17 protein-coding genes and 2 tRNA genes are annotated in these 18,553 nt (G+C 68.1%); 9 read left to right on the forward strand and 10 right to left on the reverse strand.

Going from position 1 to position 18,553, the window contains the following annotated elements; all coding sequences use genetic code 11:
• Positions 1-341: 341 nt before the first annotated feature.
• Positions 342-425, reverse strand: a tRNA-Leu gene (locus AB0C62_RS01605).
• 577 nt (positions 426-1,002) lie between these two features.
• Between AB0C62_RS01605 and AB0C62_RS01610 the strand changes: the two genes are divergently transcribed.
• The 6 genes from AB0C62_RS01610 (at position 1,003) to pknB (ending at position 9,147) form a co-directional block, all read left to right on the forward strand.
• A complete protein-coding gene (locus tag AB0C62_RS01610; protein ID WP_362969074.1) occupies positions 1,003-1,845 on the forward strand; it encodes a DUF3662 and FHA domain-containing protein in 843 nt (280 codons plus the stop codon).
• 10 nt (positions 1,846-1,855) lie between these two features.
• Positions 1,856-2,380, forward strand: coding sequence for an FHA domain-containing protein (locus AB0C62_RS01615; RefSeq protein ID WP_362969075.1), 525 nt, complete (start codon positions 1,856-1,858; stop codon positions 2,378-2,380).
• A 128-nt stretch (positions 2,381-2,508) separates the two neighbouring features.
• Positions 2,509-4,035: a Stp1/IreP family PP2C-type Ser/Thr phosphatase gene (locus tag AB0C62_RS01620; protein ID WP_239155399.1), complete on the forward strand. Its 1,527-nt coding sequence runs from the start codon at positions 2,509-2,511 to the stop codon at positions 4,033-4,035.
• 26 nt (positions 4,036-4,061) lie between these two features.
• Positions 4,062-5,501: an FtsW/RodA/SpoVE family cell cycle protein gene (locus AB0C62_RS01625; protein WP_081218363.1), complete on the forward strand. Its 1,440-nt coding sequence runs from the start codon at positions 4,062-4,064 to the stop codon at positions 5,499-5,501.
• Entirely contained in the window at positions 5,498-6,973 is a 1,476-nt protein-coding gene (locus tag AB0C62_RS01630; protein WP_362969076.1) for a penicillin-binding transpeptidase domain-containing protein, read from the forward strand. Before AB0C62_RS01625 ends, AB0C62_RS01630 begins: the two co-directional genes overlap by 4 nt.
• Before the next feature lie 170 nt (positions 6,974-7,143).
• Positions 7,144-9,147 (forward strand): Stk1 family PASTA domain-containing Ser/Thr kinase, encoded by a 2,004-nt coding sequence (pknB, locus tag AB0C62_RS01635; RefSeq protein WP_362969077.1) that lies wholly within the window; start codon positions 7,144-7,146, stop codon positions 9,145-9,147.
• 134 nt (positions 9,148-9,281) lie between these two features.
• On the opposite strand, the gene AB0C62_RS01640 is transcribed toward pknB, so the two are convergent.
• From AB0C62_RS01640 to AB0C62_RS01665, 6 genes are all read right to left on the reverse strand, one after another.
• Positions 9,282-9,947 (reverse strand): class E sortase, encoded by a 666-nt coding sequence (locus AB0C62_RS01640; RefSeq protein WP_164372981.1) that lies wholly within the window; start codon positions 9,945-9,947, stop codon positions 9,282-9,284.
• A gap of 239 nt (positions 9,948-10,186) precedes the next feature.
• Positions 10,187-11,446, reverse strand: coding sequence for a class E sortase (locus AB0C62_RS01645; protein ID WP_362969078.1), 1,260 nt, complete (start codon positions 11,444-11,446; stop codon positions 10,187-10,189).
• Entirely contained in the window at positions 11,443-12,081 is a 639-nt protein-coding gene (locus AB0C62_RS01650; RefSeq protein ID WP_362969079.1) for an aminodeoxychorismate/anthranilate synthase component II, read from the reverse strand. Before AB0C62_RS01650 ends, AB0C62_RS01645 begins: the two co-directional genes overlap by 4 nt.
• The gene (locus AB0C62_RS01655) at positions 12,078-12,239 is read right to left on the reverse strand and encodes a hypothetical protein (RefSeq protein ID WP_107482591.1); all 162 of its coding nucleotides are present in this window, start codon (positions 12,237-12,239) and stop codon (positions 12,078-12,080) included. Before AB0C62_RS01655 ends, AB0C62_RS01650 begins: the two co-directional genes overlap by 4 nt.
• A 31-nt stretch (positions 12,240-12,270) precedes the next feature.
• Positions 12,271-13,014 (reverse strand): class E sortase, encoded by a 744-nt coding sequence (locus AB0C62_RS01660; RefSeq protein WP_362969080.1) that lies wholly within the window; start codon positions 13,012-13,014, stop codon positions 12,271-12,273.
• A 68-nt stretch (positions 13,015-13,082) separates the two neighbouring features.
• Entirely contained in the window at positions 13,083-13,862 is a 780-nt protein-coding gene (locus AB0C62_RS01665; RefSeq protein ID WP_362969081.1) for a DUF881 domain-containing protein, read from the reverse strand.
• A 142-nt stretch (positions 13,863-14,004) separates the two neighbouring features.
• Between AB0C62_RS01665 and crgA the strand changes: the two genes are divergently transcribed.
• Complete coding sequence (gene crgA / locus AB0C62_RS01670; RefSeq protein ID WP_081218355.1) at positions 14,005-14,259, forward strand: cell division protein CrgA; 255 nt, start codon at positions 14,005-14,007, stop codon at positions 14,257-14,259.
• A 289-nt stretch (positions 14,260-14,548) separates the two neighbouring features.
• On the opposite strand, the gene AB0C62_RS01675 is transcribed toward crgA, so the two are convergent.
• The gene (locus AB0C62_RS01675) at positions 14,549-15,454 is read right to left on the reverse strand and encodes a rhomboid family intramembrane serine protease (protein ID WP_362969082.1); all 906 of its coding nucleotides are present in this window, start codon (positions 15,452-15,454) and stop codon (positions 14,549-14,551) included.
• Between the two features lie 178 nt (positions 15,455-15,632).
• Positions 15,633-16,166 carry a peptidylprolyl isomerase gene (locus tag AB0C62_RS01680; protein ID WP_362969083.1) on the reverse strand — a complete coding sequence of 178 codons (534 nt, stop codon included), beginning with the start codon at positions 16,164-16,166 and terminating at the stop codon, positions 15,633-15,635.
• 394 nt (positions 16,167-16,560) lie between these two features.
• On the opposite strand from AB0C62_RS01680, the gene AB0C62_RS01685 reads away from it, so the two are divergent.
• Positions 16,561-17,262 carry a DUF5324 family protein gene (locus tag AB0C62_RS01685; RefSeq protein WP_362969084.1) on the forward strand — a complete coding sequence of 234 codons (702 nt, stop codon included), beginning with the start codon at positions 16,561-16,563 and terminating at the stop codon, positions 17,260-17,262.
• 482 nt (positions 17,263-17,744) lie between these two features.
• On the opposite strand, the gene AB0C62_RS01690 is transcribed toward AB0C62_RS01685, so the two are convergent.
• Positions 17,745-17,817: transfer RNA gene (locus AB0C62_RS01690), tRNA-Ala, on the reverse strand.
• A 182-nt stretch (positions 17,818-17,999) separates the two neighbouring features.
• Between AB0C62_RS01690 and AB0C62_RS01695 the strand changes: the two genes are divergently transcribed.
• Positions 18,000-18,548, forward strand: a complete 549-nt coding sequence (locus AB0C62_RS01695; RefSeq protein ID WP_037689714.1) for a transcriptional regulator — start codon at positions 18,000-18,002, stop codon at positions 18,546-18,548.
• The last annotated feature ends 5 nt before the right edge of the window (positions 18,549-18,553 follow it).

Below are 18,553 nucleotides of genomic sequence, written 5' to 3' on the forward strand. Positions count from 1 at the left end.
CACCCTGCGGGGCTCGGCGCGCTTTCCGTGTGGCTCCGCCCACTTTTCGCGGGACTTCGCCGGAAAACGGCTCACCGGCCCGACGAGGGGGAAGCCCATCACCGGGCATCTGAGAGCATCGTCACACTTAGGGGCGCCACCGCCGCCTGCCCGGCGGGGCGACGAGCCGGGCCGGAGCGGTCCGGCCGTGACGGTCCATCACGCGCCCTGTAGGGGCAATCGACCGGTTCCGGACGGTTCCGGACCAGATCCGGTCGGCACACCACCCGGAATCACCTCGGGCACTGGCGCGGACAACGCAAAAGCCCCGCAGGTCCGAGGACCTGCGGGGCTTTCAGCTGTGCGCGAGGGGGGAGTTGAACCCCCACGCCCTTTCGGGCACTGGAACCTGAATCCAGCGCGTCTGCCTATTCCGCCACCCGCGCATTGGGTGTGTCGTCCGTCTCCCACCGAGTGGTGCGAGCGCCTGCCGACATCCAGAAGATTAGCACGCTGTCAGGGGTGGATTCACATCCCTTTTCCCAGCCCCGGGCACCCGCCGTCCACCGCCCCGGCGTGGGACGTCCCAGGCCCGGTGCCCGTGTGCCGCCCGGCCTGTACCCCTCGCGGCCTCACCTCCGCCGCAGGCCGGTTCGGTCACAAGGACACCGTTCCGCCCCACACGTCTCAGACCGAACCGGTTCACGTATCAACCTCGTACCGGTCCTGCCCATCTCTCCAGGAGCCGGACGGGCCGCACAGTCAGGTGCGGGACACTGGTCGCGGGGCGCCTCTACGATCCATGGCAGGAGTAGTGCCGGGAAGAGTTCGAAGAGGGCCCTCTCAGGGAACGTGCGGAGGGGACTTCCGAAGCCGTCGACAACCTGTCGACCGGGCCGACAGGGGGAACCAGCCGATTTCCCGACGCGTGGATACGATCAGTAAGCAGTACCAGCAGGGCCAGCAGGATCAGGTAGACGACAGCAAGCTGTACCAGGACGGCTACGCAGGAGGAGGTGCCCCATGGGAGTCCTGAAGAAGTTCGAGCAGCGTCTCGAAGGTCTGGTCAACGGCACCTTCGCCAAGGTGTTCAAGTCCGAGGTCCAGCCCGTGGAGATCGCCGGAGCGCTGCAGCGCGAGTGCGACAACAACGCCACGATCTGGAACCGCGACAGGACCGTCGTCCCCAACGACTTCATCGTCGAGCTGAGCACGCCGGACTTCGAGCGCCTCAGCCCGTACTCCGGCCAGCTGGGCGACGAGCTCGCCGGCATGGTCCGCGACTACGCCAAGCAGCAGCGCTACACCTTCATGGGACCCATCAAGGTCCACCTGGAGAAGGCGGACGACCTCGACACCGGGCTCTACCGGGTGCGCAGCCGTACGCTCGCCTCCTCCGCCAACCAGCAGTCCCCGGAGCGTGCCCCCGCGGGCCCCGCCCCGGCGGCACCCCGCGGAGCCCAGGGTGGCTACGGCTACCCGCCCGCGGCCGCTCCTCCCATGCCGTCCGCGCCGCCGCCCGGCGGCCGTCCGGGCGCGGCACCCTCGGGTGCCAGGCCCCCGGCCGCTCCGGCGGCGGGTTCCCGAATGCGGCACTGGGTGGAGATCAACGGCGCACGCCATCAGATCTCCCGCTCGACGCTGGTGCTGGGCCGCAGCACCGAAGCCGACGTGCGGATCGACGACCCCGGCGTATCCCGCCGGCACTGTGAGATCCGGACCGGAACGCCCCCGACGATCCAGGATCTCGGGTCCACCAACGGCATCGTGGTGGACGGGCAGCACACCACCCGCGCTACGCTCCGCGACGGCTCGCGGATCGTCGTGGGCAGCACCACCATCATTTACCGGCAAGCCGAAGGGTGAAGCGGGGGCAATGTCAGAGCTGACCCTCACGGTCATGCGGCTGGGTTTCCTGGCCGTACTGTGGCTGTTCGTGATCGTGGCCGTGCAGGTCATCCGCAGCGACCTGTTCGGAACGCGCGTCACGCAGCGCGGCTCGCGCCGGGAGGCCCAACGGCCTCAGCAGGCCGCGCGACAGGCCGCGCCTCCGCAACAGCGCCAGCAGCAACCGCCGCCCAGCGGCGGCGGCCGGCAGCGCCGTGGCGCCCCGTCCAAGCTGGTCGTCTCGGAGGGCACCCTCACGGGCACGACAGTCGCCCTCCAGGGGCAGACCATCACCCTGGGCCGCGCCCACGACAGCACCATCGTGCTGGACGACGACTACGCGTCGAGTCGGCATGCCAGGATCTACCCGGACCGGGACGGCCAGTGGATCGTCGAGGATCTCGGCTCCACCAACGGCACGTATCTCGACCGGAGCCGACTGACGACCCCCACGCCCGTTCCGCTGGGCGCGCCGATCCGCATCGGCAAGACAGTCATCGAGCTGCGGAAGTAGTGCCACGTCATGAATGAGCGCGAGCGGAGCGAGCACGCGGCGGCGGTCCACGTGATGGATCCCGGCGCGCTCCCGACCGGAGGGTGGGCACCGTGCGGATGTACCCGGAGCCGACGGGCGAGGTGCGCATGAGTCTGTCACTGCGCTTCGCCGCCGGATCGCACAAAGGCATGATCCGCGAGGGCAACGAGGACTCCGGCTACGCCGGTCCCCGGCTGCTCGCGATCGCCGACGGGATGGGCGGCCAGGCCGCCGGTGAGGTCGCCAGCTCCGAGGTGATCTCCACCATCGTCGCCCTCGACGACGACGTGCCCGGCTCCGACATCCTCACCTCGCTCGGCACCGCCGTGCAGCGCGCCAACGACCAGCTCCGGCTGATGGTCGAGGAGGACCCGCAGCTGGAGGGCATGGGCACCACGCTCACCGCCCTGCTGTGGACGGGCCAGCGCCTCGGCCTCGTGCACGTCGGCGACTCCCGCGCCTACCTGCTGCGCGACGGCGTGCTCACGCAGATCACGCAGGACCACACCTGGGTGCAGCGCCTCGTCGACGAGGGACGCATCACCGAGGAAGAGGCCACCACCCACCCGCAGCGCTCCCTGCTGATGCGCGCGCTGGGCAGCGGCGACCACGTCGAGCCGGACCTCTCCATCCGCGAGGTCCGCGCCGGCGACCGCTACCTGATCTGCTCCGACGGCCTCAGCGGCGTCGTCTCCCACCAGACGATGGAGGAGACCCTCGCCAGCTACCAGGGCCCGCAGGAGACCGTCCAGGAGCTCATCCAGCTCGCGCTGCGCGGCGGCGGCCCGGACAACATCACCGTCATCGTGGCCGACGTCCTCGACATCGACTCCGGCGACACCCTCGCCGCCCAGCTCTCCGACACCCCGGTCGTGGTCGGCGCCGTCGCCGAGAACCAGCTCCAGCTCCAGGACAACGGCGCGATGCAGACGCCCGCCGGGCGTGCCTCCAGCCTCGGCCGGCAGGTCCCCGGACAGGGCGGCGGCGGCGAGTTCGGCCCGCCCGGCAGCGGCGACACCACCGGCTACGTGTCCACGGGCGGCTTCGGCGACTACTCCGACGAGGACTTCGTCAAGCCGCGCAAGGGCCGCAGGTGGCTGAAGAGATCCTTCTACACCGTCCTGGCGCTCGCCGTCATCGGCGGTGGCCTGTACGGCGGTTACCGCTGGACGCAGACGCAGTACTACGTCGGCACCAAGGGCGAGCACGTGGCCCTGTACCGCGGGATCAGCCAGGACCTCGCCTGGGTCTCGCTCTCGAAGGTGGAGAAGGATCACCCCGAGATCGAACTCAAGTACCTGCCGCCGTACCAGCAGAAGCAGGTCAAGGAGACCATCGCCGAAGGCGGCCTCGGCGACGCCAGGTCGAAGGTCGACGAGCTCTCCGTCCAGGCCTCCGCATGCAAGAAGGACGCGCAGCGCCGCGCGGCCGAGAGCGAGAACAACGCGAAGACCGGTGAGGGCAAGGCCGGCGGGACCACGGGAACCACAAAGACCTCCCTGACGTCCAAGGCCACGTCCAGCCCGAGCCCGACTCCTTCGTCCTCCCAGTCCACGACCGCACCCACTCCCACACCCGGCCCCAGCCTCTCCGACGAGGAGCAGAAGCTGGTCTCGCTGTGCGGTAAGCAGTAAGAAGCCGTGAGGGGCCCTGTCACACGATGAGCAGTAGTACGAACACGCCGACGCACCACACGTCCACGATCGGATCGATCGGCGCACCGAGCCGACGCAACACCGAACTGGCCTTGCTGGTGTTCGCCGTTGTCATCCCGGTGTTCGCCTACGCCAACGTGGGCCTCGCCATCGACGACCAGGTGCCCGCGGGGCTGCTGAGCTACGGCTTGGGCCTCGGCCTGCTGGCCGCCGTCGCCCACCTCGTCGTACGGAAGTTCGCTCCGTACGCGGATCCACTGTTGCTGCCGGTGGCCACGCTGCTGAACGGGCTGGGTCTGGTCGTCATCTGGCGCCTCGACCAGTCCAAGCTGCTCCAGCAGATCAAGCAGGCCGGCACCGCGGCGCCCCGCCAGCTGATGTACACCGCGCTCGGCATCGCCTTGTTCGTCGTCGTCCTGGTGTTCCTGAAGGACCACCGCGTCCTGCAGCGCTACACCTACATCTCCATGGTCGGCGCCCTGGTGCTCCTGCTCCTGCCGCTCGTCCCCGGTCTCGGTGCCAACATCTACGGCGCCAAGATCTGGATCCACGTCGGCAGCTTCTCCATCCAGCCCGGTGAGTTCGCGAAGATCGTCCTGGCGATCTTCTTCGCCGGCTATCTGATGGTGAAGCGCGACGCGCTCGCCCTGGCCAGCCGCCGCTTCATGGGTCTCTACCTGCCGCGCGGCCGCGACCTGGGCCCGATCCTGGTCGTCTGGTTCATCTCGATCCTCATCCTGGTGTTCGAGACCGACCTCGGTACGTCGCTGCTGTTCTTCGGAATGTTCATCATCATGCTGTACGTCGCCACCGAGCGGACCAGCTGGATCGTCTTCGGTCTGCTGATGTCCGCGGCGGGCGCGGTCGGCGTGGCGACCTTCGAGCCCCACGTGCAGCAGCGTGTCCAAGCGTGGCTCAACCCGATGGGCGAGTACAAGCTCAGCCAGTCGGGCGCGCCCGGAGTCCACTCCGAGCAGGCCATGCAGGCCCTGTGGGCGTTCGGCTCCGGCGGCACCCTCGGCACCGGCCTCGGCCAGGGTCACTCCGAGCTGATCCGGTTCGCCGCCAACTCCGACTTCATCCTCGCCACGTTCGGCGAGGAGATGGGCCTCGCCGGCATCATGGCGATCCTGGTCCTCTACGGTCTGATCGTCGAGCGCGGCGTCCGCACGGCCCTCGCTGCCCGCGACCCGTTCGGCAAGCTCCTCGCCGTCGGCCTCTCCGGCGCCTTCGCGCTCCAGGTCTTCGTGGTCGCCGGCGGTGTGATGGGCCTTATCCCGCTGACCGGTATGACGATGCCCTTCCTCGCGTACGGCGGTTCCTCCGTCATCGCCAACTGGGCGCTCATCGGCATCCTGATCCGCATCAGCGACACCGCGCGCAGGCCGGCCCCCGCGCCGGCCCCCAGCCCTGACGCCGAGATGACCCAGGTGGTCCGACCGTGAACAAGCCCCTGCGCCGTATCGCGATCTTCTGCGGGCTGCTCGTCCTCGCCCTGCTCCTCCGCGACAACTGGCTCCAGTACGTCCAGGCGGACGAGCTGCGCACGGACACGGCCAACCGCCGCGTGAACATCGAGCGCTACGCCACCCCGCGCGGCGACATCATCGTGGACGGCAACCCGATCACCGGGTCCGTGAAGTCCAAGACGGGCGACTACGAGTACAAGCGCACGTACAAGGACGGCGCGATGTGGGCCCCCGTCACGGGCTACGCCTCGCAGGCCTTCGGCGCCAACCAGCTCGAGAAGATCGACGACGGCATCCTCACCGGCAACGACGACCGGCTCTTCTTCCGGAACACGCTCGACATGATCACGGGCAAGAAGAAGCAGGGCGGCAACGTCGTCACGACCCTGAACGGCGCCGCGCAGAAGGCGGCCTTCGAGGGCCTCGGCGCCAAGAAGGGCGCCGTCGCGGCGATCGACCCCAAGACGGGAGCGATCCTGGCGCTGGCCTCGACGCCGTCGTACGACCCGTCCACCTTCGCGGGCAACTCCACCACCACGGACTCCAAGGCGTGGGAGAACCTCCAGAAGAAGAAGAACCCCGACGACCCGATGCTCAACCGGGCGCTGCGCGAGACGTACCCGCCGGGCTCCACCTTCAAGGTCGTCACCGCCGCCGCCGCGCTGGAGAACGGGCTCGTCCCGGACGCGGACACCAAGACGGACTCTCCCGACCCGTGGACCATGCCCGGCACCACGACCAAGCTGCCCAACGAGGGCAACCTGCCGTGCAAGAACGCCGACCTGCGCACCGCGCTCCAGGTGTCCTGCAACACGGTCTTCGGCAAGATCGGCTCGGACCTCGGCAACGACAAGATGCTGGAGGAGGCCAAGAAGTTCGGCTTCGGCTCCGAGCAGTTCACGCCGATCCGCTCCAGCTCCTCGGTCTTCTCCGACGACATGAACCAGTCGCAGACCGCGCTGTCCTCGATCGGCCAGTACAACACCGCCGCCACCCCGCTCCAGATGGCGATGGTGGCCTCCGCGGTCGCCAACGACGGCGCCCTGATGAAGCCGTACATGGTGAGCGAACTGAGCACCCACAACCTCGACGTCATCGAGCACACGGACCCCGAGAAGCTGAGCCAGCCGCTCAGCGAGAAGAACGCCCAGGTCCTCCAGTCGATGATGGAGACGGTGATCAAGCCCGGCGGTACCGGCACCAGGGCCGCCATCCCCGGCTACACGGTCGGCGGCAAGACCGGCACCGCCCAGCACGGCGTCGACAACAGCGAGAAGCCGTACGCCTGGTTCATCTCCTACGCGAAGCTGCCTGACGGCAGCTCCCCGGTGGCCGTGGCCGTGGTCGTCGAGGACGGCAGCGCCAACCGCGACGACATCTCCGGTGGCGGTCTCGCCGCTCCCATCGCAAGGGACGTGATGAAGGCAGTCATCGACAGCAAGAAGTGACCCCGATCACGTCCCCTTCACATCGGTGCACGTTGCGATACCGGTCCTGTCACGGGTGACGGTCTTGGCCAGGTCACACAAGGCGATCCGGGTACGGTATGCCCGGACAGCACACCGCCGGACCACACAAAGGTGCGGTCGGGACCGACGGAGAGGGCTGGTAGGTAGCTATGGAAGAGCCGCGTCGCCTCGGCGGCCGGTACGAGCTGAGCCACGTGCTCGGCCGTGGTGGCATGGCGGAGGTCTACCTCGCGCATGACACCCGGCTCGGGCGCACGGTGGCGGTGAAGACGCTGCGGGCTGACCTCGCGCGTGACCCGTCGTTCCAGGCTCGGTTCCGCCGGGAGGCCCAGTCGGCCGCCTCGCTCAACCATCCCGCGATCGTCGCCGTGTACGACACGGGTGAGGACTACATCGACAACACCTCCATCCCGTACATCGTGATGGAGTACGTCGACGGGTCCACGCTGCGAGAGCTGCTGCACTCCGGCCGCAGGCTGCTGCCCGAGCGGTCGATGGAGATGACCATCGGCATCCTCCAGGCGCTGGAGTACTCGCACCGCGCGGGCATCGTCCACCGTGACATCAAGCCGGCCAACGTGATGCTGACGCGCAACGGCCAGGTCAAGGTCATGGACTTCGGCATCGCGCGCGCCATGGGCGACTCCGGTATGACCATGACGCAGACCGCCGCCGTGATCGGCACCGCACAGTACCTCTCCCCGGAGCAGGCGAAGGGCGAGCAGGTCGACGCCCGCTCGGACCTCTACTCCACGGGCTGCCTGCTGTACGAACTGCTGACCGTGCGGCCGCCCTTCGTGGGCGACTCCCCGGTGGCCGTCGCGTACCAGCACGTCCGCGAGGAGCCGCAGGCCCCGTCGGTCTTCGACCCCGAGATCACGCCCGAGATGGACGCGATCGTGCTGAAGGCCCTCGTCAAGGACCCCGACTACCGGTACCAGTCCGCCGACGAGATGCGCGCCGACATCGAGGCCTGCCTCGACGGCCAGCCCGTCGCGGCCTCCGCCGCCATGGGCTCCGTCGGATACGGCGGTTACGGTGACGACCAGGCGACCACGGCCCTGCGCTCCTCGGACGCGCAGCCCACGTCGATGCTGCCGCCGATGAACCCGGACGACGGCGGCTACGGCTACGACGACCGCCCGGACCGCCGCCGGCAGAAGAAGAGCGGCAACAACAACACCTCGACGATCCTTCTGGTCGTCGCGGGTGTCCTGGTGCTGATCGGCGCGATCCTGATCGGCAAGTACCTGGTCGGGGGCAACGGAGCGGGCAGCGACGACTCCTTCGAGGTGCCCAACTTCGTCAGCCAGAAGTACTCGGCCGCCCAGAAGATGGCGGACAACCGCGATCTGACGCTCTCCCCCACGCGGAAGCCGTGCGAGAAGGAGCCGAAGGGCAACGTCTGCTCCCAGGACCCGGCTCTGGGCACGACGGTCAAGAAGGGCGACACGATCGACGTGGTCGTGTCCACCGGGGCGCCGAAGGTGGCGGTTCCGAGCGTCAAGGGCGAGCTCCTGGACAAGGCCAAGGACATCCTCGAGGACGAGAAGTACGGCTTCAACGTCGAGACGAAGTCCGAGGAGTCCACGGAGAAGGCCGGCACCGTCCTGGACCAGGATCCGGAGCTCGGCGAAGAGGTGCAGAAGGGCTCGACGATCACGCTGACCGTCGCCCGGGAGAAGAAGCAGTCCACCGTCCCCGACGTCTCCGGCAAGAACTGCGACCAGGCCAAGGCGCAGATGACGGCCAGCAACCTCGTGGGCGAGTGCACCGACGTCGAGACCGACGACCAGAACCTGGTCGGCAAGGTCATCGCCACGACGCCTACGGCCGGCAACAAGGTGGATCCCAACTCCAAGGTGCAGATCCAGATCGGCAAGGCCAAGAAGCAGTCCGCCGTGCCGAGCGTCGTCGGCAAGAAGGTGAACGAGGCCAAGCAGATCCTGCAGCAGGCCGGCTTCAACAACATCCAGTTCGCCCCCGGCAGTGACGGAAGCGACGGCGCCACCGTGATCCAGCAGAACCCAGGCGCCAACAGCCCGGTCGACAGCCCCGACAACACGACGGTCACCCTCACGACCGTCAACATCGGGGGCAACAACAACGGCGGGAACGACAACGGCGGTGGCGGGTTCATCGGCGGCAACTAGCCGCTGAACTGGCAAGGCCACCATGTAGGGGCCCGGTACTCCGAGGAGTACCGGGCCCCTGTGCCATGTCCCGCATGCCCGCGCTCGTGCTCGTGGCCGTGCTCGTGCCCGGGCCCGTGGCGGTGGCCGTGGAGTCAGCGCAGTTCCTTCGGCGGCGTCCGGGCGTTGTCGACCTTGTCGACGCGCTCCAGTTCGCCCCAGACCACGTAGCGGTAGCGGGAGGTGTACACCGGCGTGCACGTGGTCAGCGTGATGTAGTGCCCCGGCTTCGTCTTCCCTGACTGCTTGGGCACCGTCTGGAGAACCTTGACGTTGTACTTCGAGGTCTCCGGGAGGATGCCGAAGACCTTGTACACGTACCACTTGTCCTTGGTCTCGAAGACGACCGCGTCGCCCTTCCTGACCTTGTCGATGTTGTGGAACTTCGCGCCGTGGCCGTCCCGGTGCGCGGCGAGCGTGAAGTTGCCGTTCTTGCCGGTCGTCGGGAGGGACGACTTGACGGGGTTCGTGTAGTAGCCGGCGACACCGTCGTTGAGGATGTTCGTCGACGTGCCCTTCTCGACGAGGACCTCGCCGTTCTTCATCGACGGAACGTGCAGGAAGCCGATGCCCGCCTTGGTGTCCAGGGCGCCCGGGCCGCCGGGTCCTCTGCCCTGCGCCCAGTCGTCGCGCACCTTGTCGCCCTGCTGGTGGGCCGCCCGGTCGGCGACGACGTTCGTCCACCACAGCGAGTAGACGACGAACAGTCCGAGCACCAGGCCCGTGGTGATCAGCAGTTCACCGAAGACGCTGACGATCATCGCGAACCATCCGATGCGCCGGCGGTCCGTGGTCGCTTCACCGTCCGGTGGGGATCCGGCCTCCGCCGCGGCGCGCTCGTCGTGGTCGGTGCTCGCTGCCACTGTTCATCCGCCCCGTCTTGTTCTGTCCCGCTGTTGTCTCGCGTACGTGTGCCGCGTGCACGCACGCGTCCCGCGTCCTGTGCGCTTGGCGCGTTCATGCGTTTCGTGCGTCCCCGCCCGCTGCCCGGCCGGCGCCGTCAGCCGACCAGCGCGTCCGGTTTTCCCTTGCTGCGTGGCCGGTCCTCGACCATCTTGCCCCAGACGATCATCCGGTACTTACTGGTGAACTCCGGTGTGCAGGTGGTCAATGTGATGTAGCGGCCCGGTGCCGTGAACCCGGACCCCTTGGGGACCGGGTCGAGCACGCTGGTGTTGCTCGGACTCGTGACCGGAAGGATCGACGACATCTTGTAGACGTAGTAGTCGTCCTGCGTCTCGACCACGATCTCGTCGCCCGGCTGGAGCCGGTTGATGTAGCGGAACGGCTCGCCGTGGGTGTTGCGGTGCCCGGCGAGCGCGAAGTTGCCCGTCTTGGCGTCCGGCATCGCCGTCTTGAGATCGCCCTCGCCGTAGTGGCCGACCATGCCCCGGTCGAGCACCTGCGTCTTGCTGATGCCCTCGGCGATCGGCGCGACGACGTCCAGCTTCGGGATGTGCAGGATGGCGAACCCCTGCCCGGGCGAGAACGTCCCGGGGTTCCGCTTGCCGTCCGCCCAGTCCTGCTGGAGGTGATGAGCGGCGCTGCCCGCCTGCTGGTGCGCCCGCACGTTCGACCACCACAGCTGGTAGGTCACGAACAGCAGCATGAGGACGCCGGTGGTGATGAACACCTCGCCGATCATCCGGCTCACCAGGACACCCGTGCTGGGTTTGCGCGCCCGGGCCGCCCGTCGGGCCTCCATCCGGCTCAGAGGGGCCTCAGCGGCCCCCTGAGCGGACTCCTGTGGCCCCTGTGGCTCCTGGGAGCCCCCGTGCCGTCCGCGGCGCCTGGCCGCCTTACGACGGGCCGCACGGCCACCGGGTGCGGACGTCCCCGCGGTTCCGGCCGGGCTTCCCTCGCCGGTCCTCGGCAGATCGGCGAGCCGCAACGCGACCGTCTCGTCGTCCAGGGGCAGCGCGGCGACCGCTTCCTCGTAGGACGACGCGGAGCGTGGGGCGGACCGGGCGGTTCGCGACGGCTGCGGTGCCGGTGGCTGACCGGAGGACCACTGGAGTCCATACCCGTCCGGGCCGTACTCCTGGGTCCGGGCCTGGGCCTGTGTCTGGGCCTGCCCCTGTGCCTGTGCTTGACCCGGCAAGGGATCCGTCAGTGGGTCGGCGAACCCTCCGACCGCCGGCTCGAAGCCACCCGCGCCACCGAACGCCTGGGTGCCCGCACCCTCGAACGCGTCAGCGCCCCCGTAAGCGGCCTGGCCGCCGTAGGAGGAACTCTCGCGCTCGGGGCGCAGCGCGGTCACGCCGTGGCCCTGCCCACCACCGGGGCGAGCCCCGCCGACCTCGCCACGGCGACCTTGTCTCCGCACTCGTGCAGCCAGTTGGCGAGCATCCGGTGGCCGTGCTCGGTGAGTACTGACTCGGGGTGGAACTGCACTCCCTCGACGGGGAGTTCGCGGTGTCTGAGGCCCATGACGATGCCGTCGTGCGTGCGGGCCGTGACCTCGAGCTCGGCCGGGACCGTCTCCGGCTCGGCCGCCAGCGAGTGGTAGCGGGTCGCGGTGAACGGCGACGGCAGACCGGCGAAGACGCCCTTGCCGTGGTGCTCCACGAGCGAGGTCTTCCCGTGCAGCAGCTCGGGGGCCCGGTCGACGACCCCGCCGTACGCCACCTGCATCGACTGCATCCCGAGGCAGACGCCGAAGACGGGGACCCCGGTGTCGGCGCAGTGCCGGACCATGTCGATGCAGACGCCGGCCTGCTCGGGAGCGCCCGGCCCCGGGGACAGGAGAACGCCGTCGAAGCCGTCCTGTGCGTGCGCGGTCGACACCTCGTCGTTGCGCAGCACCTCGCACTCGGCGCCCAACTGGTACAGGTACTGGACCAGGTTGAAGACGAAGCTGTCGTAGTTGTCCACGACGAGGATGCGCGTGCTCACTGGTTGTCCACCGTCACATCATTGAAGGGCAGCAGCGGTTCGGCCCACGGAAAGACGTACTGGAACAGCACGTAGACCACTGCCAGGACGAGCACGAGGGAGACCAGGGCCTTCACCCACACGGTCCCCGGCAGATGCCGCCAGATCCAGCCGTACATGCCGTCCCTTCCGTCGCCGTACGTCAACAGACTAACGGCGCAGAGCCGCCGGTTTCCCTGCCTCCACAGGCTGCGTGGAATCAAGGTGCGCCCAGACGATCAGCCGGTGACTGTGACCCCACTCCGGATCGCACGTGGTCAGCGTGAGATAGCGCCCCGGCCGCGTGTACCCGGATTTACGTGGCACAGGGTCGATCACCTCAATGTCCGACGGCACGGTTTTGTAGGGGCCTTTGTCGATCCGATACGTGAACCAGGTCGTCCCGTCGGTGAGCACCACCGCGTCTCCGCGTCGCAGCCGTGGAAAGTCCTTGAAGGGATCGCCGTACGTGCGCCGGTGGCCGGCGACCGAGAAGTTGCCCTCCTGGCCGAGCTGGGCGGTACCCCGGTAGTGGCCGAGCCCCTTCTTCAGCACGTTCGTGGCGGTGCCTTCGAGCACGGGCTTGTTCCACGTGAAACCAAGCCGCGGGATGTACATGACCGCGAAGGGGCCCCCGTACTTGTACGGGCCCGGCTCTTTCGGGGTCGCGGAGGCGGCACCGGCCGTGGCCCCCGCGGAGCCGGAGGGAGCCGGAGAAGCCGAGGGGTCGTCGGGGGTGGTCGGCTTCTGGGTGACCGCGCCCTTCGACCACTGTTTCTGGAGGACGTCGATCTGGTGGTCCATCGCGCTGTCGGCCTTCACGCCGGTCCAGAAGAGCACGTAGACCACGAAGAGCACGATGAGGCTGCCCACCGTGATGCACAGCTCACTGATGGTCCTGACGACCACTCGCACCGACACAAGGTCCCCCTGGCGGCAGCTCGCTCAACAGGCTTCGCCCACTGCTCCGCGATGGCGCGCGGTTACTCCACGGGCTTCGCGTAGTGGAGATCCACTGTGCCCGAGTAGCCGGGAAGAGTCACCGTCCCGTTCTCCGCGACTTTCCAGCCGAGCCCGTAGACGTTGACGTAGACCATGTAGTTCTGGATCGCCGGGGAAGCAGCGAGCGCGTCCTGCAGCTTCTTCGGATCACCGATCGCGGTGATCTTGTACGGGGGCGAGTAGACGCGGCCCTGGAGGATCAGGGTGTTGCCCACGCAGCGCACGGCACTCGTGGAGATCAGCCGCTGGTCCATGACCTTGATGCCCTCGGCGCCGCCCTGCCACAGGGCGTTGACCACGGCCTGGAGGTCCTGCTGGTGGATGACGAGGTAGTCGGGCTGGGGCTCGGGATAGCCGGGCAGCTTGGCGGTGGCGTTCGGCGGAGCGTCGTTGAGCGTGACCGTGACGGCCTTGCCCTTGAGCTTCTTGGTGCCGGCGTGCTGCTCCAGGGCGGCCAGCTTGGCGTCCTCGGCCTCACTGCTGCCGTCCTCGCGGCCGGCGAGGGAGTCCACGTCGTCGCGCAGAGCACCGTTGGACTCGTCCAGCGTCGCGTTCTTGTGACTGCGCTCCTGGATCAGGTCGGAGAGCTTCAGCAGGGAGGTGTCCGTCCGGATGTTCGTTCCCTTGGCCGTGTCGAAGCTCGTGAAGAAGATGAGCCCGGCCAGGGCGAAGACGGCCGCCGTGAGCACGCGTACAGGCCGGAAACGGCGCTTTCCGGCAGGACTGGGACCCGTCCCGGGGGAGTCGGCAGAATTGCTCAACGTACCCTTATCTCCTTAGGCGCCGCGGAAGCACTACGCTAACGGACGCCCGGGGGAGCACTCAGTGTCCCCTTGTACGCTGCCCCGGAGCCCGCCCCAGTTCCCTGCGCGGCCACGCAGCGCATCGACAGGAGAGACCCTCGTGCCGAAGTCACGTATCCGCAAGAAGGCCGACTACACGCCGCCCCCGGCGAAGCAGGCGTCCACCATCAAGCTGACCAGCAACACCTGGGTCGCCCCGGTCATGCTGGCCATGTTCCTCATCGGCCTCGCCTGGATCGTCGTCTTCTACGTGACAGACGGCAGCCTGCCGATCGACGCCCTCGACAACTGGAACATCGTGGTCGGCTTCGGCTTCATCGCGGCCGGATTCGGTGTCTCCACGCAGTGGAAGTGACTCCTTCCACTCACAGGTGAGCAGTCGGGCGCCAGCTCTGCCCACGGCTATCCACTGAGTTATCCACAGCAGTTGTCCACAGGTGGAAAAGAAAGACGATCTGTGGATAACTCATCAGCGGTTGACGCCGGTGTGACTGACCTACCGGGATCCGGAAACCTGTTCGCCCCCTGTCCGACCTGCGGAAACTCAGGTCAGTGACAGGGGGCACAGCTGTTCCCCCACAGCGTGCACAAGATCCGCCACAGTCTGTGGACAACATCACCCCTCACCTGAGCCGAGGACGTCCTCAGGTGAGCTGAGCGGTCCTCAGCAGCGTCGTCCCCACGACGACGACCAGGAAGAGCGCGCACACTCCGTACTGGACGAGGTTCCTCCGTTCACGCGGTGCGTGCACCATCGCGTAGCCGACCACCACACCGGCGACCAGCCCACCGATGTGCGCCTGCCAGGCGATACCGCTCCAGCCGAAGGTGAAGATCAGGTTGATCACCAGCAGGGCGATGATCGGGCGCATGTCGCTGTTCAGGCGTCGCATCAGGACGGCTGTGGCTCCAAACAGGCCGTAGATCGCACCAGAGGCACCGAGCGACGGCTGATTGGGAGCGGTGAGGAGGTAGCAGAGTGCGCTGCCCGCAAGGCCGGAGATGAAGTAGAGGGAGAGATAGCGGGCCCGGCCGAGAGCCGCCTCCAGCGGACCGCCGATCCACCACAGGGTGAGCATGTTGAAGATGATGTGGGTGGGACTGCCGTGGAGGAACATCGACGTCAGCATCCGGTACCACTGGCCCTCGGCCACACCTTGGAGCTCGCCGGAGAGCAAGGCCCGGCCGAAGAGGGTGAACTGGTCGGTGAACGAGTCACCCACCACGCGCTGTACCAGGTAGAGGGCCACATTGAGGCCGATCAACACCTTGGTCACAAACCGCGGGTCCGCGGTCACCGTGCCGCCTGCGATCGTCCGGGGCTGCGTGGCCGTCGAGGCGTGCCCGGTGCCGGAGCCGCCGCGGATGCAATCGGGGCACTGGAAGCCGACGGAGGCACTGACCATGCACTCCGGGCAGATCGGACGCTCGCAGCGGGTGCAGCGCACCCCTGTCTCGCGGTCCGGGTGCCGATAGCAGGTCGGCAGGTCGTGGGCGTCCTGCGATCCCTGGTCCCGCGGCCCCTGCGGGCTGCCGGGCGGCTGGTCCATGGGGTCCCCTCAATCTCCGTACGGCGGCTCGCACGCGCTCACAACGGGTCCGTGCGCACAACGCGCAGCCCCGTCCATCCTTACGGATGAACGGGGCGTTTGGTTCCCCGCCTGATCGGTCGAAGCCGGGGCTGTCCTGCCCTGATTCTCCGCACCTGACGGCGCGGATCCGGCCGGCTCAGCCCTCGCGGGTCTCGACGACGACCGACTCGATGACGACGTCGTTGACCGGGCGGTCGGTGCGCGGGTTGGTCTGCGTGGCGGCGACGGCGTCCACGACCTTCTGGCTGGCCGTGTCCGTGATCTCGCCGAAGATGGTGTGCTTGCGGGTCAGCCAGGCCGTCGGGGAGACGGTGATGAAGAACTGCGAGCCGTTGGTGCCCGGGCCGGCGTTGGCCATGGCGAGCAGGTAGGGCTTGTTGAAGGACAGGTCCGGGTGGAACTCGTCCTCGAACTGGTAGCCGGGGCCACCGGTGCCGTTGCCGAGGGGGTCACCGCCCTGGATCATGAAGCCGCTGATCACCCGGTGGAAGACCGTGCCGTCGTACAGCTTGTCGGTCGACTTCGCACCCGTCTCCGGGTTGACCCACTCACGCTCACCCTTGGCGAGCTCGACGAAGTTCCGGACCGTCTTGGGCGCGTGGTTCGGCAGAAGCCGGATCTCGATGTCGCCTTGGTTGGTCTTCAGGGTGGCGTAAAGCTGCTCGGCCACGATCTGCCTTCCGTTGCCTTCTTTTGACTGACCGATCCTCGCACGGACGGGGACCCCGGACGCCCGTCCGCCACCGCCGGGGCGGGCATCCGCGCAACGGGCTTGGAGAAATCAGGCCGAGTCCTTCCGGGACGGAGGCGAGGGGCGGCGATCCGTGACATTGTCGACGACAAGCTCCCGTTGCCCGTATTTTTCCGCTATCTCATGTGATCGACACCTGACCGGCTGAGGCGGGTCCGTCGTCCCAGGACTCACCACCCGTGACACGGATGCCCGTCCTCACATGCCCCGGCCCCGTCAGGCGGGCATGATCCCCGTAGGGGTGGAAAGGTGAACTGTGTGTCTTTGGGGGTACCCGAACCCCCGACGTACGCCACCGAGGAGGAGGAAACCCGTGACCCGCATCGACAGCGTGCGCGCCGCGACCGGCTCGGCGAAGGACAGCGTGCTGCACGCCGCGGAAGTGGTGGCGCCTTACGCCGACACCGCCAAGGACAGGGCTGCGTACTACGCGACCGAAGCACGCGTTCGGCTGGCGCCGAAGGTGTCGCAGGCCGCCGAGCAGGCCCGTGTGCAGTACGACGCCCATCTCGCGCCGCGCTTTGAGCAGGCCCGCACTCATGTTCCGCCGAAGGTCGACCAGGCTGCCCAAGAGGCGGCCGTGCGCACCCGGAAGGCGGCTCGCCAGGCCGCCGTCTATTCCAAGCCGAAGATCGAGCAGGCGGTGGCAGCCGCTCAGCCCGTCGGGGAGGAAGCCGCGTCCCGTGGCGCGGCGGCCATTGCCGCGCTGCGTGGTCAGGTCTCGCCGAAGGAGATCCAGAAGCTGGTCCGCAAGCACGAGCGGCGGGCGAGGACCGGCCGTCTCGTGAAGGGACTGGCCGTGCTGGGGATCGTGGCGGGCGGTGCTTTCGCCGCCTGGAAGTGGTGGGACAAGCAGGCCAACCCCGACTGGCTGGTCGAACCGCCGGCCGCGACCGAGGTACCCGAGACCGGGCGCCTGACGTCCGTCGACGGCAGCGGCCAGTCCGACCTGGACCCCGAGGTGCAGGTCAAGGAAGCACAGGAAGAGGCGGCCGAGCGCGACGATCTGCGCTGAGCCCGGCCGACTCACAACATCGCCGCGGGGCAGGAGACTTGAGGGTCTCCTGCCCCGCGGCGATGTTTCACGTGGAACAACGACCGGCCGCCTCGGGCCCGATTTACCCACCCCGATCGCGATGACGTTTGCAACGGTCTTCGTGTGCAGCATCCGTGGAGATGTTGTTGACGGGCTGCACCTGCACGGCTACGCGACCTGCCGCATGCCAGCTCACACAGGGGCTCGAACTCCGACCGCCCGACCGAGGCGCCGCAGCCGACGTCCGTACGGCCACCGCGAGCACCCTTCCTCCAGTCCACGTTTGCGCAAAGAAATGCAACGACTGCAAAGAGAACGCGCGTGACGCAGTTCACCGGTCGCCTTCTCGATGCCCTGGATCCCACCCGGAAGGCGTCACTCGACGGACCTGCCGACGGTGGGAGCCGAACATGCAAAAGACCGGCCAGCCGCCGCTGAGGGCGTCTGGCCGGTCCGGGTTGTGGAGCCTAGGGGAGTCGAACCCCTGACATCTGCCATGCAAAGACAGCGCTCTACCAACTGAGCTAAGGCCCCGTAAGAGGAGCGTCCGGCCACAGGAACCACCTGTCGACGGGCGCCGCAGACCAGAGTACCGGGTCACCCCCGGGATCTCGCAAAAAGATTGGGGGTCCCCGTGGACGACCACTCTCCGTAAGATGCTCGACGTGGTTCGCGACAGCGAACCGCGGTACTTGGGGAAGCGATGGGGAGACGCAATGGACGCCGCACAGCAGGAAGCAACCGCGAGAGCCCGGGAGCTGCAGCGGAACTGGTACGGGGAGCCTCTGGGGGCGCTCTTCCGTAGGCTCATAGAGGACCTGGGCCTGAACCAGGCCCGTCTTGCCGGCGTGCTGGGCCTCTCCGCTCCCATGCTGTCGCAGCTGATGAGCGGTCAGCGGGCCAAGATCGGCAATCCCGCGGTGGTCCAGCGCGTACAGCTTCTGCAGGACCTGGCGGGTCAGGTCGCCGACGGCAGCGTCAGCGCCGCCGAGGCGACCGAGCGGATGGACGAGATCAAGAAGTCCCAGGGGGGATCGGTGCTGAGCAACACCACGCAGTCCACGACCAGTTCGGGCGCCCCGACGGTCAAGCGTGTGGTCCGTGAGATCCAGTCCCTGCTGCGGTCGGTCGCCGCCGCCGGAGACATCATCGACGCGGCGGACACCCTCGCCCCGACCCATCCGGAACTGGCAGAGTTCCTCCGGGTCTACGGCGCCGGCCGCACCTCGGACGCGGTCGCGCACTACCAGTCCCACCAGAACTGAGCAGG

The organism is Streptomyces sp. NPDC048643 (assembly GCF_040650615.1).
Lineage (GTDB): Bacteria > Actinomycetota > Actinomycetes > Streptomycetales > Streptomycetaceae > Streptomyces.